The sequence below is a fragment of the Palleronia salina genome (genome assembly GCF_900141995.1).
In the GTDB taxonomy this organism is placed as follows: Bacteria; Pseudomonadota; Alphaproteobacteria; order Rhodobacterales; family Rhodobacteraceae; genus Palleronia; species Palleronia salina.
In genome coordinates, this window is the sequence record NZ_FQZA01000005.1 from 72,698 (window position 1) to 88,152 (window position 15,455).

Annotated in this window: 14 protein-coding genes; 12 read left to right on the forward strand and 2 right to left on the reverse strand. The window is 68.3% G+C overall.

Annotation, left to right across the window (positions count from 1 at the left end; all coding sequences use genetic code 11):
• Nucleotides 1-17: 17 nt before the first annotated feature.
• The 3 genes from BUB76_RS09110 to BUB76_RS09120 all read left to right on the forward strand — a co-directional run bounded on the left by BUB76_RS09110 (nt 18) and on the right by BUB76_RS09120 (nt 3,588).
• Nucleotides 18-1,418, forward strand: a complete 1,401-nt coding sequence (locus BUB76_RS09110) for a sensor histidine kinase (RefSeq protein ID WP_073128467.1) — start codon at nt 18-20, stop codon at nt 1,416-1,418.
• Nucleotides 1,419-1,499: 81 nt separating this feature from the next.
• A complete protein-coding gene (locus BUB76_RS09115; protein WP_073128468.1) occupies nt 1,500-2,732 on the forward strand; it encodes a urate hydroxylase PuuD in 1,233 nt (410 codons plus the stop codon).
• Between the two features lie 4 nt (nt 2,733-2,736).
• Complete coding sequence (locus BUB76_RS09120; RefSeq protein ID WP_073128470.1) at nt 2,737-3,588, forward strand: bifunctional allantoicase/(S)-ureidoglycine aminohydrolase; 852 nt, start codon at nt 2,737-2,739, stop codon at nt 3,586-3,588.
• A gap of 225 nt (nt 3,589-3,813) precedes the next feature.
• Here BUB76_RS09120 and BUB76_RS09125 read toward each other — a convergent pair whose 3' ends face one another.
• Together BUB76_RS09125 and puuE are read right to left on the reverse strand one after the other, a co-directional pair.
• Complete coding sequence (locus BUB76_RS09125) at nt 3,814-4,299, reverse strand: ureidoglycolate lyase (protein WP_073128471.1); 486 nt, start codon at nt 4,297-4,299, stop codon at nt 3,814-3,816.
• 31 nt (nt 4,300-4,330) lie between these two features.
• Nucleotides 4,331-5,740 carry an allantoinase PuuE gene (gene puuE, locus BUB76_RS09130; protein ID WP_073128472.1) on the reverse strand — a complete coding sequence of 470 codons (1,410 nt, stop codon included), beginning with the start codon at nt 5,738-5,740 and terminating at the stop codon, nt 4,331-4,333.
• A gap of 73 nt (nt 5,741-5,813) precedes the next feature.
• On the opposite strand from puuE, the gene uraH reads away from it, so the two are divergent.
• From uraH to BUB76_RS09175, 9 genes are all read left to right on the forward strand, one after another.
• A complete protein-coding gene (uraH, locus tag BUB76_RS09135) occupies nt 5,814-6,146 on the forward strand; it encodes a hydroxyisourate hydrolase (protein WP_073128473.1) in 333 nt (110 codons plus the stop codon).
• Complete coding sequence (locus tag BUB76_RS09140; RefSeq protein WP_073128474.1) at nt 6,147-6,980, forward strand: inositol monophosphatase family protein; 834 nt, start codon at nt 6,147-6,149, stop codon at nt 6,978-6,980. It abuts the gene before it with no gap.
• Nucleotides 6,981-7,110: 130 nt separating this feature from the next.
• Complete coding sequence (locus BUB76_RS09145) at nt 7,111-8,160, forward strand: C4-dicarboxylate TRAP transporter substrate-binding protein (protein WP_073128475.1); 1,050 nt, start codon at nt 7,111-7,113, stop codon at nt 8,158-8,160.
• 124 nt (nt 8,161-8,284) lie between these two features.
• Nucleotides 8,285-8,800 (forward strand): TRAP transporter small permease, encoded by a 516-nt coding sequence (locus BUB76_RS09150; RefSeq protein ID WP_073128476.1) that lies wholly within the window; start codon nt 8,285-8,287, stop codon nt 8,798-8,800.
• A gap of 3 nt (nt 8,801-8,803) precedes the next feature.
• Complete coding sequence (locus BUB76_RS09155) at nt 8,804-10,141, forward strand: TRAP transporter large permease (protein ID WP_073128477.1); 1,338 nt, start codon at nt 8,804-8,806, stop codon at nt 10,139-10,141.
• Nucleotides 10,141-10,947: an IclR family transcriptional regulator gene (locus BUB76_RS09160; protein WP_073128478.1), complete on the forward strand. Its 807-nt coding sequence runs from the start codon at nt 10,141-10,143 to the stop codon at nt 10,945-10,947. Before BUB76_RS09155 ends, BUB76_RS09160 begins: the two co-directional genes overlap by 1 nt.
• Nucleotides 10,948-10,981: 34 nt before the next feature.
• Nucleotides 10,982-13,075 carry a 3-hydroxyacyl-CoA dehydrogenase NAD-binding domain-containing protein gene (locus tag BUB76_RS09165; protein ID WP_073128479.1) on the forward strand — a complete coding sequence of 698 codons (2,094 nt, stop codon included), beginning with the start codon at nt 10,982-10,984 and terminating at the stop codon, nt 13,073-13,075.
• The gene (locus BUB76_RS09170; RefSeq protein ID WP_073128480.1) at nt 13,068-14,243 is read left to right on the forward strand and encodes an acetyl-CoA C-acyltransferase; all 1,176 of its coding nucleotides are present in this window, start codon (nt 13,068-13,070) and stop codon (nt 14,241-14,243) included. The genes BUB76_RS09165 and BUB76_RS09170 overlap by 8 nt, the downstream gene beginning before the upstream one ends.
• Before the next feature lie 15 nt (nt 14,244-14,258).
• Nucleotides 14,259-15,455, forward strand: a complete 1,197-nt coding sequence (locus BUB76_RS09175; protein ID WP_073128481.1) for an acyl-CoA dehydrogenase family protein — start codon at nt 14,259-14,261, stop codon at nt 15,453-15,455.

Here is a 15,455-nt window from a genome sequence, read left to right on the forward strand (position 1 = left end):
CCGAGGACGCGCCAAGAATGATGAGCACCCTTTCAGGACGGTTCCTGATCCTGACCGTGGTGTTCGTGATGCTGGCCGAGGTCTTCATCTTCGTGCCCTCGGTGGCGCGGTTCCGGGCCGATTACCTGGATGCCCGGCTGGAACGCGCGCAGATCGCCTCGCTCGCCCTGCTGGCCGACGACATGATCGACCCCGCGCTCGAGGCCGAGCTGTTGCAGAACGCGGGCGTCTTCAACGTGGTGCTGCGGCGCGACCAGATCCGGCAGCTGATGCTCAGCTCGGACATTCCCAGCCCCATCGTCGCCACCTACGACCTGCGCGATCCCGGTCCCTGGACGCTGATCCGCGATGCCATGATGACGCTGGTTCGCCCGGGCGACAGCATCGTGCGGGTGATCGGCGACCCGGTCCGTGAAGGGGGCGAGCTGATCGAGGTCACGATGGCCACTGCGCCGCTGAGACAGGCGATGATCGAGTACGGGCTGCGGGTGCTGGTGCTGTCGGCGGTGATCTCGATCGTGACCGCGCTGCTGCTGTTCCTCGCCGTGCGCCGGTTCCTGGTGGTGCCGATCCAGGGCGTGGTGGCGGCCATGCAGAGCTATAGCCAGGCCCCCGAGGATGCCCGCCGGATCATCGAACCCTCCGCCGGCGTGCGCGAGCTGCGCGCCGCTGAGGAGGCGCTGCAATCGTTACAGACCCAGCTGACCGGCGCCCTGCGGCAGAAGGAACGGCTGGCGCAGCTGGGCAGCGGTGTCGCCAAGGTGAGCCACGACCTGCGCAACGTGCTGACCACGTCCCAGCTGTTCGCCGACCGGATCGAGATGTCCAAGGACCCCACCGTCGCGCGGATGGTGCCGAAGCTGCTGAACTCGATCCGCCGGGCGGTGTCGATCTGCGAGGGTGTGCTGGCCTTCGGCCGCGCCGACGAGCCGCCCCCGGCGCTGAGCCTCGTGCCGCTGTCGGGCGTGGTCGCAGATGTCATCGACGGCGAACGGCTGGCGGCGGGCGACGCCGCCATCTCGTTCGCCGAGGACGTGTCACCGGCCATGGTGGTGCGGGCCGATCCCGAACAGCTGTTCCGCGTCATCGCGAACCTGGTCCGCAACGCCCGCCAGGCCCTGCAGGCCAGCGGCAAGGGCGGCGAGATCTGCGTTGCCGGCCGGGACGAGGACGCGGCCTGGGTCATCCACGTGCGCGACACGGGGCCGGGCCTGCCCGCCCGCGCGCAGGAGAACCTGTTCCGCCCCTTCCAGGGCGGCGTGACCAAGGGCGGATCCGGGCTGGGCCTGGTGATCGCCGCCGAACTGGTGCGTGGGCATGGCGGCACGCTGGGCCTGCTCGACACCGGCCCCGAGGGCACGACATTCGAGATCCGGCTGCCCAAGCAACTGGTCATCTCCGAGGGGGGCCTGGGATAGCCGCGTGGCCAGGGCGCGGCCATTGACCGGCCCGCCGAAATCTCTCAAAACCGGGCGACGCCGTTTTTCCGGGATTTCGCGATGTATGACTTTGCCGTCATGTGGGACTGGCTGGCCTTTGCCGTGCGCTGGCTGCACGTCATCACGGCCATCGCCTGGATCGGCTCGTCCTTCTACTTCATCGCGCTGGACCTGGGCCTGCGCAAGGCGCCCGACCTGCCGCCCGGCGCCCATGGCGAGGAATGGCAGGTGCATGGCGGCGGCTTCTACCACATCCGCAAGTACCTGGTCGCGCCCGAGGCGATGCCCGAGCACCTGACCTGGTTCAAATGGGAAAGCTACTCGACCTGGCTGTCGGGCGCCGCGCTGCTGGCCGTGCTCTACTGGGCCGGTGCCGAGCTTTACATGATCGATCCCGGCAAGGCGGACCTCGCGACCTGGCAGGCCATCGCGCTGTCGGTCGCGTTCATCGCGGTGGGCTGGATCGGTTACGACGCGCTCTGCCGCTCGCCGCTGAAATCGCGGCCCACGCTGGTGATGCTGGTGCTCTTCGCCGGGATCGTGGTGGCGTCGTGGCTGCTGAACCAGGTGTTCACCGGGCGCGCCGCGCTGCTGCACCTGGGCGCCATGACCGCGACGATCATGACGGCCAATGTCGCCATGGTCATCATGCCGAACCAGCGGATCGTGGTCGCCGACCTCAAGGCCGGGCGCACGCCGGACCCGAAATACGGGCAGATCGCCAAGCTGCGCTCGACCCACAACAACTACCTGACGCTGCCGGTCATCTTCCTGATGCTGTCGAACCACTATCCGCTGGCCTTCGCGACCGAGAACGCGTGGATCATCGCGGCGCTGGTGTTCCTGATCGGGGTGTCGATCCGGCACTATTTTAATTCGCGCCACGCGGGGACCGGCAACCCGACCTGGACCTGGGCGGTCACGGTCGTGCTGTTCATCATCCTGGCCTGGCTTTCGACCGCGCCGCTATACCGGGACGACGCGCCCGAAGACCAGGCGATGACCGCCATGGCCCGCCAATTCGCCGCGGCCGACGGGTTTGGCACCGTGCACCAGACCGTGGTCGGCCGCTGCTCCATGTGCCACGCGCGCGAGCCTGTCTGGCCAGGCATCCGCTGGGCCCCCAAGGGCGTCGTGCTGGAGACCGAGGCCGACGTCGCGGGCGAGGCGCGGCGCATCTTCCTGCAATCGGGCGTCACCCACGCGATGCCGCCCGGAAACATCACCAACCTGGACGAGGACGGGCGCCGCGCCATCCGCGACTGGTATCGCGGCGCGACCGGAGGCGCGTGAGACAATGAGCGACGGAATCAAACGCAAGTACTTCACGCCCGCGGGCGGCCACCTGGGCCAGGAGAAGAAGGTCATCGACCGGTCGGTGTTCACCACCGCCTATGCCGTCATCCCCCACGGCGTCCTGCAGGACATCACCACGTCGCGGCTGCCGTTCTGGCGCGATACGCAGCTCTGGGTGATCGCGCGCCCGATGACCGGCTTTTCCGAGACGTTCTCGCATTACCTCATGCGGGTCTCGCCGGGCGGAGGCTCCGATCGCCCCGAGGACGAGCCGCAGGCCGAGGCGGTGCTGTTCTTCACCTCGGGCACCGGGCGGCTGACCGTCGAGGGGCAAAGCCACACCATGCGCGAAGGCTCGTATGTCTACATCGCGCCGGGGACCAGGTGGTCGCTTTTCGCGGGCGATCGCGAGGCGCTGCGCTTTCACTGGATCCGCAAGCTCTACCAGCCGGTCGAGGGGCTCGATCAGCCGGAAAGCTTCGTCACCCACGAGGATCGCGTGAAGCCGCTGGCCATGCCCAAGACCGACGGGCACTGGAGCACGACGCGCTTTGCCGACCCAGATGACCTGCGCCACGACATGCACGTGAACATCGTCAGCTTCGACCCGGGCGCGATGATACCCTTCATGGAAACCCACGTGATGGAGCACGGGCTTTACGTCCTGGAGGGCAAGGCCGTCTATCGACTGAACGAGGACTGGATCGAGGTCGAGGCCGGCGACTACCTCTGGCTGCGCGCCTTCTGCCCGCAGGCCTGTTATGCCCAGGGGCCGGGCATGTTCCGCTACCTGCTCTACAAGGACGTGAACCGCCACGCCGAGCTGCGGCTGCTCTCGGGTGCACAGAGGTAGGGGGCGGAAGGCGACGCAGCCGACGCGGGACGATTGGACCACGATCTTTGCGTTGGCGAGTGCCTCGGCATCGTCCGGATCCCGTTCAGGCACCGCTTCTTCGATGAGACCTCAACGCTCGCTGCTCCGCACGCCAACGGCGCGATAGCCCCTCGCTTCATCTTTCCTAAAATACCTTATCCAACGTCATCCGAGGGCGCGAAGCCGGCATGGCGCGCCCCGCACCTAGCCCGCCACGATGCGCACCGGCTGGGCCAGCGGGTGCTCTTCCAGGTTCGCGCCCGATCCGATGCGGTCGACCACGGCAAAAAGCCCCGGCGCGTGCAGCGGCGTCAGAACCCCGTGCCACGTGCCGCGCAGCAGGTTGATGGCTTGTCCCGGCGCGGTGAGAAAGGCATGGACCGTGCCGGGGCGGTCGCCCGCATCCTCGGCGACGATCACCAGGAACGGCTGGTGCGACATCGGGATGAAGGCCTGCGAGCCCTCTGGATGCCGTTCGAGCAGGTCGAGCTTGTAGGGCAGGCTGCGCGGCTCGGCGTTGAACAGGCTGATCCCTGCGCGGCCGTCGCCGAAATCCAGCCGGGCGCGGTCGTGGTAGCGCCCGCAAAGCCCCTGGTTGATGATCTTGTCGGGATCGTCCGCGCAGTCCAGCACGTCGCCGAACGAAGCGAAGGCCGCGGCGGTCAGGGCGCGCGCGATCACCTCGGTCATGGCCGGCGCCCCGCGACGGCTCTTGCGGCCCTCATGTCAGCGCCTCGCGCAGCCGCAGTTCGGCGATGCGCTCCACCTGGCGGCAGGCTTCGGCGAACTCGGTCCCGGTGTCATTCTCGACCCGCCGCTCGAAGGCGGCGAGGATGCCCGCCTTGTCGTGGTCGCGCACGGCGATGATGAACGGGAAGCCGTGCTTGGCGGTGTAGGCGTCGTTCAGTTCGGTGAAGCGCGCCCGCTCGGCATCCGTCAGCGCGTCGAGCCCTGCGCTGGCCTGCTCGGACGTGCTGTCGGCGGTCAGGCGTTTCGCCGCGGCCAGCTTGCCGGCGAGATCGGGGTGAGCGCGCAGCACGCCCAGCCGTTCGTCGTGCGACGCGGCGCGGAACGCGCGGGCCAGCGCGCTGGCCAGCCCCGCCGCGCTGTCGTGGGCGGCCCCGAGCTCCAGCCGCCAGGCGCGTCGGGCGACCCAGTCCGAATGCTCGAAGATGCCGCCGAAGGTCGCGACGAAATCCTCCTCGGACATCAGGCTGGGCCGCTTCCGCGCCGTGTGCGGATGCGTCTTCGCCCAATGTTCGGCGATCTGCTGGCGCGTGGCGAACCAGACGCCGTCATGGGCCTGCGCGTGCTCCAGGAACCGCTTCAGCGCCATGACCCGCCCCGGTCGCCCGATCAGGCGGCAATGCAGGCCCACCGACATCATCTTCGGCGCGCCGGATTCGCCCTCGGCGTAAAGACAGTCGAAGCTGTCGCGCAGGTAGGCTTCGAACTGGTCGCCGGAATTGAACCCTTGCGGCGTGGCGAAGCGCATGTCGTTGGCGTCGAGCGTGTAGGGCACCACCAGCTGGGCGCGACCGTCGAACTCGACCCAGTAGGGCAGGTCGTCGGCATAGCTGTCGGCCACGTAGTCGAACGACCCGGTGCGCGCGGCAAGCGCCACGGTCTGCATGGAACAGCGCCCGGTATACCAGCCGCGCGGGGGGCTGCCCGTCACCTCGGTATGCAGGCGGATCGCCTCGGCCATCTCGGCGGCCTCGGCCTCCGGCGTGTGGTCCTTGTACTCGATCCATTTCAGACCGTGGCTGGCGATCTCCCAGCCCGCGTCCTTCATGGCTGCCACCTGTTCGGGACTGCGGGCCAGCGCCGACGCGACACCGTAGGCGGTGATCGGCAGATCCCCCATCAAGCGATGCAGCCGCCAGAACCCGGCGCGCGCGCCGTACTCATAGATCGACTCCATGTTCCAGTGCCGCTGCCCCGGCCAGGCCGCGGCGCCCACGATCTCGGACAGGAAAGCCTCGGATGCGGCGTCGCCGTGCAGGATGTTGTTCTCGCCGCCTTCCTCGTAGTTCAGCACGATCTGGACCGCGATCTTCGCGCCGCCGGGCCATTGCGGATCCGGCGGATTGGGCCCGTGGCCGCGCATGTCGCGGGGATATCTTGTCATGGTGGCGTTCGTCCCTTGTGCCCGGCCGGTCCGCCCCTAAACAGGTGGGGCGTTTCCACTGCAGGAGAGACAGATGCCGGGCTATTTGACAACACATGTGCTGGACACGGCGAAGGGTCGCCCGGCGGCGGGCCTGGAAATCGTGCTGTATCGCCTCGAAAACGGCGCGCGCGCGGAAATCGCTCGCAAGGTCACGAATGAAGACGGCCGCACCGACGGGCCGATCCTGCCCGAGGCCGATTTCGCCACCGGGGCTTACGAGCTGGTGTTCCGCGCGGGCGGCTACCTGGACGATACCGGTTTCCTGGGCGACGTGCCGGTGCGGTTCACCATGTCCGAGGCCGCGCACTACCACGTGCCGCTGCTGCTGTCGCCCTACGGCTACTCGACCTACCGGGGCAGCTGAATGATCGACGCCCGCACCCAGACCGCCCTGATCGACGCGCTGCGCGAGGCCGCGCGCGACCAGGTCCTGCCGCGTTTCCGCAACCTGGGCGCGGGCGAGGTCGATACCAAGACCGGCCCCGAGGACCTGGTCACCGTGGCCGACCGCGCCGCCGAGGATCAGCTGACCCGCGCGGTGGGGCAGATCCTGCCCGGCGCCCACGTGGTCGGCGAAGAAGCGGTGTCGGACGATGCCGGGGTCCTCGACCGCCTGTCGGCGCCGGGGCTCAGCGTCATCATCGACCCGATCGACGGCACGGCGAACTACGCCCATGGCAACGCCAGTTTCGGGATGATTCTCGCCGTGGCGGTGGATGGGCGGACCGAGTTCGGCGTCCTGTACGACCCGGTCTGCGACGACTGGGTCGCGGCAAGGCGGGGCGGCGGCGCGTGGTTCCAGCGCGGGGACCAGCGGCGCACGCTGCGTGTCCGCTCCGAGCGGGACATCACCGCGCAGACCGGGTACCTGCCGATCTACAACTTCCCGGCGGACCGGCACCCGAAACTGGCCGCGCTGTGGCCGCAGGTGGGCCGGATGAGCAACCTGCGCTGTTCGTGCCACGAATACCGTATCCTTCTGACCGGACACGCGGATTTCATGGTCGCCGCGCAGTCCAAGCCCTGGGATCACGCCGCCGGGATGCTGGCGCTGGCCGAGGCGGGCGGGGACGGCGGCGCGCTCTCCGGCGCGCCCTACGAGCTGACGGACCCGGGCGCCGTGCTGGTCGCCGGCACCGGCCCCGACACGCGCAAGACCATCGCCCACATGCTGAGCGAGGCGCTGGCGGACAGCTGACGGCTGTCCGCCCCGCCTTCGGCCCGTTCCCGCTGTCGTGATCGGAAGCGGGTTGCGTTCCTGCGCGTCGCGCTGCTAGTTTTGCTATGCAAAATATAATTCTGCATAGTGAAACTAGGGAGGTTCACAAATGTCCAAGATGCTCCGCACCGCTGCGGTTGCCGCCACGCTGGCCGCCACGACCGGCCTGGCCCAGGCGCAGACCACGCTGTTCTACGGCGAAGCCGGCCCGAATCGCGGCGCCCGCGCCGAGGCCACCAACTGGTTCGCCGAGCAGGTGGCCGAGACCACCGGGGGCGATCTGCAGTTCGACATCCAGTGGGGTGGCGCGCTGTTCAAGGCCGGCGCCGCGCTGAGCGGGATCGCCGATGGCGTGGCCGACGCGGGCACGATCATCGCGGTGTACTTCCCCCAGGAAATGGTCGCCTACGGCATCGCCGACCTGCCCATCAACAACCCCGACGCCTGGGTCGGCATGCGCGCCACGGACGAGCTGATGCGCAGCTCGGACGCCATCCAGCAGAACCTGGCCGACATGAACCTGGTCTATATCGGCACCTACACGACCTCGGCCGTCCACATCGGCTGCAAGGACGCGGCCATCCGCACGGCCGACGACATCGAGGGCCTGAAGGTCCGCGGTGTCGGCGCCTACGGCAAGACCTTCGCCGATTACGGCGCGAACCTCGTCAGCATGTCGATCTACGACGCTTACCAGGGTCTCGATACGGGCCTGATCGACTGCTCGCAGGGCTACAGCTATGCCATTGCCGCGCTGAAGCAGCAGGAGGTCATGGACAGCTACACCCTGCTGAACTGGGGGCAGGTCGGTGCGCTGGGCATCTTCATGAACAAGGACATGTACGACAGCCTGTCCGCCGAGCACCAGGACGCCCTGGCCGAAGCCGGCATGGGCATGGCCGACACGCTGGGCGAGCTGATCAATGCCGACAACGAAGCGGCCGTCGAGACCATGCGCGAAGCGGGGGTCGAGATCATCGAACTGCCCGAGGAAGAGCGTGCCAAGCTGGTCGAGAAGGGCAGCACCTATATCGACGAGTGGGTCGAGCAGGCCAATGCCGCCGGCCTGGATGGCTCGGCGCTGCTGACCGAGTATCGCGGGCTGATCGACAAGTACACGGCCGAGCGCGACGAGCAGGGCTATCCCTGGGAGCGCTGAGGCGTGACATCCGGGGCCCGGCGGTGACGCGGGGCCCCGAACCTGGCCGGGCGCGGGATCACGACCCGGTGGCCCCGCGCCGCCACACCCACCTTCAACCTTTCGACCGCACGGAGCGCAGCCCATGCTGACCCGCATCGAAAAGCTGTTCCTGGACCTGGCCGCCATCGCCGTGGTGGGGCTGGGCGCACTGATCACGATCAGCGTCTGCCTGCGGGTGTTCGCCAATTCCGGCATCCCCGACACCGTCGTCATGGTGCGCGAGCTGATGGTGGCCGCCATCGTCCTGCCGCTGGCCGCCGTGGTCACCGCCCGCGCAAATATCGTGGTCGAGGTGCTGACCCAGCACTTCCCGCGCCGCGCGCAGGATTGGCTGGTGGTGTTCGGCTCGATCGTCGGGCTCTTTGCGCTGCTGCCTCTGATGTGGGCGGGCTGGCACGAACTGGCCGGCAACTGGTCGTCGGGGTCGTTCTTCTTCGGCCAGCTTTCACTGCCGAAATGGCCGGGCCGGGCGCTGTTCTTCCTGGGTGTCGCGGTCTGCTGGGTGCGGCTGGCCATCACCGTCTGGCGCGACATCGCCACCATCCGCGCGGGAGGCCATATCGATGGCGGCCCCGCCCATGTCGAAGACGAGGCCTGATCCATGGACGGAACCCTGATCGGCATCGTCGCCTTCGCCAGCGTCATCGGCCTGCTGGCCATTCGCGTGCCCATCGCCTTCGCGCTGGCGGGTGTCGCGACCGTCGGCACCTTCGTCATTTTCGCGTTCCGCACCGGTGCCTTCGCGCCCGAACGAGCGTATCGCCCGACCTCGTCGCTGGTCTTCTCGAACTCGTTCGACCTGATCCACAGCTACGATCTGTCGATGATCCCGCTCTTCGTCGCGCTGGGCCACATCGCCTATCGCGCCGAGATCACGACCGCGATCTACCATGCCGCGCGCGTCTGGCTGGCCAAGGTGCCCGGCGGCGTCGCCATGGCCAGCGTCGTGGGCTGCGGCGGCTTCTCGGCCATCACCGGGTCGTCCATCGCCTGCGCCTCGACCATGGGGCGGATCTGTTCGCCCGAAATGCTGTCGATGGGCTACGACAAGCGGCTGGCGACGGCCTCGGTCGCGGCGGGCGGCACGCTGGGCAGCCTGATCCCGCCATCGGTGCTGTTCATCATCTATGGCATTTTCACCGAGACCTCGATCAGCGCGCTGTTCCTCGCCGGTGTCCTGCCGGGGCTGCTGAGCCTGGCGGGCTTCCTCCTGGTCATCTGGATCTGGGTGAAGCAGAAGCCCGGCGATGCGCCCGCCTATACCGGCGAGATCACGGCCTCCGAGCGGCGCAGCGCCGCGATCGCCGCCTGGCCCGCCGTGGCCCTGTTCGTCATCATCGTCGGCGGCATCTACGGCGGGTTCTTCACCGCGACCGAGGCTGCCGCGATCTCGGTCTCGCTGGCCGTCGCGATCGGTTTCATCCAGCGCAAGCTGACGCTGCGTGGGCTGTGGGAGGCGCTGCGCGAGACCTGCATCCAGACGACATCGATCTTCCTGATCGCGGCGGGCGCCAAGATCTTCGTGGCCTTCATCGCGCTGACCGGCGTGGCGCCCGACATCGTGCAGGCGGTGACCGATGCCGAGCTCAGCCCCGTGGTGCTGATGGCCGCAATCGCCGGGATTTACCTGTTGCTGGGCATGTTCCTCGACCCGATCGGGATCATGGTGCTGACCCTGCCGCTGATGATCCCGCTGATCGAGACCTACGGCTTCGACCTGATCTGGTTCGGTGTCGTGGTCATCAAGCTGCTGGAAATCGGCCTGATCACCCCGCCCGTGGGCCTGAACGTCTTCGTCATCTCGTCCGTCGTGGGGCCGTCCGTGCCCATCGACCGAATCTTCTCGGGCATCCTGCGGTTCCTGAGCATAGACGTGATTGTCCTGATCATCATCATGGCGGTGCCGTGGCTGAGCCTGGCCATTCCGGGGAGCATGTGATGACCGACCAATCGTCCCACGCCGATCGCCGTTTCGCCACGACGCTGGCCCGTGGCCTGAGCGTCCTGCGCGCCTTCCGCCCCTCGGATGACGGGCTGAGCAACGCCGAGATCGCCGAGCGGACGGGCCTGCCCAAGTCCACCGTGTCGCGGCTGACCTTCACGCTGCAATCGCTGGGCTACCTGACCCACGGCCGGCTGCGCGACCGGTACCGCCCCGGTCCCGCGCTGCTGGCGCTGGGCAACGTGGCGGGCGCATCTATCAGCTTCATCGACATCTGCGCGCCCATCATGCAGCGGCTGGCGGACGAGACGGGCACCCTCGCGCTGCTGGCCATGCGTGACACGAACAAGGTTCTGCTGGCCAAGACCTTTCGCCCCGTCGACCGGTCGTCGATCTGGCTCGAGGTCGGCCACCGCCTGCCGTTCCGGGGCACGTCCTCGGGGCATTGTCTGATCGGTGCCACGTCCGAGGACGCGCTGCCCGAGCTGGTGTCCGAGGTCGACGGCGACCGGGGCTTGGACCTGGCCATCGCGCGCGAGATCCGCGCCGACTCCCGCGACCAGATGTTCGCCCGCGGCTTCGTCATCACCGAACCGGCGCAGTATTTCAGCGGCAACATCCACGCCGTGTCGACCCCGTTCCAGCCGCGCGACATCGGCGGGCCGGTGGTCTTCACCTGCGGTGCGCTGCCCGTGGACCTGCCGGTGGAGCGGATGGAGACCGAGGTGGGCCCGGCCCTGCGGGTCGCCGTGAAGGAACTGGAACAACGACTGGGCATGCCGCCCTCGCCCCTGCCGGGCTGAGCGCGCGCCGTCCCACGACCGAACAGGAGGAACCATGAGCACACCCGTCACCTACGACCTGGACGACGAGATCGCGGTCATCACCGTGGACAACCCGCCGGTGAACGCGCTGGGCCATACCACCCGTGCCGCGCTGAAGGACTGCGTCGACCGGTTCGCCGCCGATGAGACCGCGCGTATCGCCGTGATCTGCGGCGCCGGGCGGCTGTTCTTGGGCGGCGCGGACGTGAGCGAGTTCGGCAAGCCGCCGCAGGACCCGTGGCTGCCCGAGATCTGCACGCTGATCGAGGACTGTCCCAAGCCCGTGGTCGCGTCGATCCACGGCGCCGCGCTGGGCGGCGGGCTCGAAGTCGCGCTGGGCTGCCACTATCGCCTCGCGCTGCCCGGCACCAAGCTGGGCCTGCCCGAGGTTTCGCTGGGCATCCTGCCCGGCGCGGGCGGCACCCAGCGTGCGCCGCGCGTGGTCGGGACCGACGCCGCGCTCGAGATGATCACCTCGGGCAAGCCAGTGGCGCCCGAGGCGGCGCGCGAGAGCGGGCTGATCGACCGCGTGGGCGAGGGCAAGGGCGCCGAGGCCGCGCGGGCCGAGGGCGTGGCCTATGCCCGCGAGCTGCTGGCCGAAGGCGCCGCGCCGCGCCCCGTCTCGGGCCTGCCGCGTCCGGCCGCGCCCGCCGATGGCTGGGACACGTGGGAGCAGAACTTGCGTCGCAAGTTCCCGGGCCAGGTGGCGCAGATGCAGGCGACGAAGGCCGTGAAGGCCGCCACCGAGATGGACCTGCCCGACGGGCTGGCCGAGGAACGGCGCCTGTTCAACGAGCTGATCGACACCCCCCAGCGCGAGGGCCTGATCCACGCCTTCTTCATCGAGCGCAAGGTCGCCCGCGTGCCCGGCCTGAAGGACGCCACCCCGCGTGACGTGCAGGCCATCGGCGTCGTCGGCGGCGGCACCATGGGCTCGGGCATCGCCACCGCGGCGCTGCTGGCCGGATTGCCCGTCACGCTGGTCGAGATGAAGCCCGAGGCCGCCGACAAGGCCCGCGCCACGATCGAGTCGAACCTCGCGGGCGCGGTCAAACGCGGCAAGATGAGCGACGCCAAGCGCGACGCGGCGCTGGCGACCGTCACCACCACGACCGATTACGGCGAGCTGAAGGACGCCGATGTCATCATCGAAGCCGTGTTCGAGTCGCTGGACGTCAAGAAAGACGTGTTCACCCAACTCGATGCGGTCGCCAAGCCGGGCGCGGTGCTGGCGACCAACACGTCCTATCTGGACATCAACGAGATCGCGCAGGCCACGTCGCGGCCCGCCGACGTGATCGGCCTGCATTTCTTCAGCCCCGCCCACGTGATGAAACTGCTGGAAGTCGTGGTGGCCGACGTGACCGGCACCGACGTGACCGCCACGGCGTTTGCCCTGGGCAAGCGGCTGGGCAAGGTCAGCGTGCGCGCGGGTGTCTGCGACGGGTTCATCGGCAACCGGATGCTCAGCCACTATCGCAGCGCGGCCGACTGGATGATCCTGCACGGGGCATCGCCCTACCAGATCGACCGCGCGCTCGAGCAGTTCGGCTTCGCCATGGGGCCGATGAAGGTGGCCGACCTGGCGGGGATCGACATCGGTTACATGACGCGCCAGCGGAAGGGCAAACAGACCGGCGTGGTCTACCCGCAATGGGCCGACGACCTTTACGGAATGGACCGTCTCGGCCGCAAGACTGGGCGTGGTTTCTATATCTACGACGACGAAAGCCCAAAGGGCCGCGAGGATCCCGAGGTGCTGGATCTGATCGCCAAGGAGCGCGCCGCGCAGGGCGTCATCCCGCGTGATTTCACCGATGACGAGATCGTCGAGCGCTACATGGCCGCGATGGTGAACGAGGGCGCGCGCATCCTGGAAGACGGCATCGCGCTGCGGCCGCTGGACATCGATGTGGTGAAGCTCATGGGCTACGGCTTCCCGCGCTATCGCGGCGGGCCGATGAAATACGCCGACATGACCGGGATCGCCACGATCCGCGACCGGCTGAACGCCTACGAGGATGGCAGCGGCTTCTGGTCGCCCGCCGCCCTGATCGACACCCTGGCCGCCGAGGGCCGCAATTTCGAAAGTATGAACAATGACTGACGCCGTAATCGTCTCCGTCGCGCGCACCCCCATCGGCAAGGCCCACCGGGGCGCGTTCAACATCACCCACGGCGTCGACCTGGCCGGTCACGCGACCCACCACGCCGTCACGCGCGCGGGCATCGATCCCGCGCTGATCGAGGACAGCATCTGGGGTTGCGGCTATCCCCAAGGGGTCACGGGCCGCAACATCGCCCGCCAGGCGGTGATCCGGGCGGGCCTGCCGGTGTCGGTCGCGGGCACGACCGTGAACCGCTTTTGCGCGTCGGGTCTTCAGGCCATCGCCATGGGGGGCCACATGATCGGGGCCGAGGGCGCCAAGGCCGTCCTGGTCGGCGGGGTCGAGTCGATCTCGGGCGTGCAGCCGCCCCCCGACGAGGCGCCGAACGACTGGATCATGGAGCACAAGCCCGACCTCTACCTGCCGATGATCGACACCGCCGACATCGTGGCCGACCGCTATGACATCAGCCGCGATGCTCAGGACGAGCTGGGCTACCAGTCCCAGATGCGCACCGCCGAGGCCCAGAAGGCGGGCCGCTTCGACGCCGAGCTGGCGGGCATCAAGACGACGAAGGCCGTGAAGAACAAGGAAACCGGCGAGGTGACCCACGAAGAGGTCACGCTGGAGATGGACGAATGCAACCGCCCCTCCACGACGCTAGAGGCCCTGAAGGGCCTGCAACCCGTGCGCGGCGAGGGGAAATACATCACCGCCGGCAACGCCAGCCAGCTGTCGGACGGCGCTGCCGCGCTGGTCATGATGGATCGCAAGGAGGCCGAGCGCGCGGGGCTCGAGCCCTTGGGCGCCTTCCGCGGCTTCGCCGTCGCGGGGTGCGAGCCGGACGAGATGGGCATCGGGCCGGTCTATGCCGTGCCGCGCCTTCTGGAACGCCAGGGCCTGTCGGTCGAAGACATCGACCTGTGGGAGCTGAACGAGGCCTTCGCCTCGCAGCTTCTGTACTGCCGCGACACGCTGGGCATCGACAACGATATCCTGAACGTCAACGGCGGCTCGATCTCGGTCGGCCACCCGTTCGGCATGACCGGCGCGCGCATGGCGGGACACATCCTGCACGAGGGCCGGCGCCGGGGCGCCAAGCTGGGCGTTGTCACCATGTGCATCGGCGGCGGCCAGGGCGCCGCGGGCCTGTTCGAGATTTATTGAGAAAGGAACATCGCGATGGACCTGAGCTATACCGATGAGCAGAACGCCTTCCGCGCCGAGGTGCGGGCGTTCCTGGACGAGAAGCTTCCCGAGCGGCTGTCGGACAAGGTGCGCCTGCGCCACGAGCTGACGAAGGAAGACCACGAGGAATGGCACGCGATCCTGAACGAGCGTGGCTGGCTGGCCGGCAACTGGCCGAAGAAATACGGCGGCACCGGTTGGGACGCCGTGCAGCGCCATATCTTCGAGGAAGAGACGACAGCCGCCCATGCCCCCCGGATCGTGCCCTTCGGGATCAACATGCTGGGCCCCGTGCTGCAGCAGTTCGGCAGCGAGGACCAGAAGGACTACTGGCTGCCGCGCATCCTCAACGGCGATGACTGGTGGTGCCAGGGCTATTCCGAGCCGGGCGCCGGATCGGACCTGGCCAGCCTGAAATGCGAAGCCAAGCGCGACGGCGACCACTACGTCGTCAACGGCCAGAAGACGTGGACCACGCTGGGCCAGCACGCCAACATGATCTTCTGCCTCGTGCGGACCTCGAAAGAGGGCAAGCCGCAGGAGGGGATCAGCTTCCTGCTGATCGACATGAACGACCCGGGCGTCGAGGTTCGGCCGATCGTGCTGATCGACGGCGGGGCCGAGGTGAACGAGGTCTGGTTCAAGGACGTGCGCGTGCCGGTCGAGAACCTGGTGGGCGAAGAGAACAAGGGCTGGACCTACGCCAAGTACCTGCTGACCCACGAGCGGACGAATATCGCGGGCGTCGGCTTTGCCAATGCCGCGCTGGAGAACCTCAAGCGTATCGCCCGGCTGGAACACAGCCACGGCCGCCCGCTGATCGAGGATCCGCTGTTCGCCGCGAAGGTGGCCGAGGTCGAGATCGCGCTGATGGCGATGGCCACGACCAACCTTCGCGTGGTCTCGGCCGCCGCCGAGGGCCAGGCCCCGGGCGCGGAGTCGTCCATGCTGAAGATCAAAGGCACCGTCATCCGGCAGGAGATCAACGCGCTGACGCGCGAGGCCGTGGGCCCCTACGCCATGCCGTTCGTCTCCGAGGCGCTGGAGCCGGGCAGCAATGTCGAGCCCGTGGGCCCCGACTACGCGCTGCCGGCCGCCGCGACCTATTTCAACAACCGCAAGCTGTCGATCTACGGCGGCTCGAACGAGGTGCAGAAGACCATCATCTCGAAAGCCATCCTGGAGCTCTGA

Bases quoted from the DNA above. Each gene is read 5' to 3' on its own strand.
- BUB76_RS09110 (WP_073128467.1), top strand. From the start codon at position 18: ATGATGAGCACCCTTTCAGGACGGTTCCTGATCCTGACCGTGGTGTTC.
- BUB76_RS09115 (WP_073128468.1), top strand. From the start codon at position 1,500: ATGTATGACTTTGCCGTCATGTGGGACTGGCTGGCCTTTGCCGTGCGC.
- BUB76_RS09120 (WP_073128470.1), top strand. From the start codon at position 2,737: ATGAGCGACGGAATCAAACGCAAGTACTTCACGCCCGCGGGCGGCCAC.
- BUB76_RS09125 (WP_073128471.1), bottom strand. From the start codon at position 4,299: ATGACCGAGGTGATCGCGCGCGCCCTGACCGCCGCGGCCTTCGCTTCG.
- puuE (WP_073128472.1), bottom strand. From the start codon at position 5,740: ATGACAAGATATCCCCGCGACATGCGCGGCCACGGGCCCAATCCGCCG.
- uraH (WP_073128473.1), top strand. From the start codon at position 5,814: ATGCCGGGCTATTTGACAACACATGTGCTGGACACGGCGAAGGGTCGC.
- BUB76_RS09140 (WP_073128474.1), top strand. From the start codon at position 6,147: ATGATCGACGCCCGCACCCAGACCGCCCTGATCGACGCGCTGCGCGAG.
- BUB76_RS09145 (WP_073128475.1), top strand. From the start codon at position 7,111: ATGTCCAAGATGCTCCGCACCGCTGCGGTTGCCGCCACGCTGGCCGCC.
- BUB76_RS09150 (WP_073128476.1), top strand. From the start codon at position 8,285: ATGCTGACCCGCATCGAAAAGCTGTTCCTGGACCTGGCCGCCATCGCC.
- BUB76_RS09155 (WP_073128477.1), top strand. From the start codon at position 8,804: ATGGACGGAACCCTGATCGGCATCGTCGCCTTCGCCAGCGTCATCGGC.
- BUB76_RS09160 (WP_073128478.1), top strand. From the start codon at position 10,141: ATGACCGACCAATCGTCCCACGCCGATCGCCGTTTCGCCACGACGCTG.
- BUB76_RS09165 (WP_073128479.1), top strand. From the start codon at position 10,982: ATGAGCACACCCGTCACCTACGACCTGGACGACGAGATCGCGGTCATC.
- BUB76_RS09170 (WP_073128480.1), top strand. From the start codon at position 13,068: ATGACTGACGCCGTAATCGTCTCCGTCGCGCGCACCCCCATCGGCAAG.
- BUB76_RS09175 (WP_073128481.1), top strand. From the start codon at position 14,259: ATGGACCTGAGCTATACCGATGAGCAGAACGCCTTCCGCGCCGAGGTG.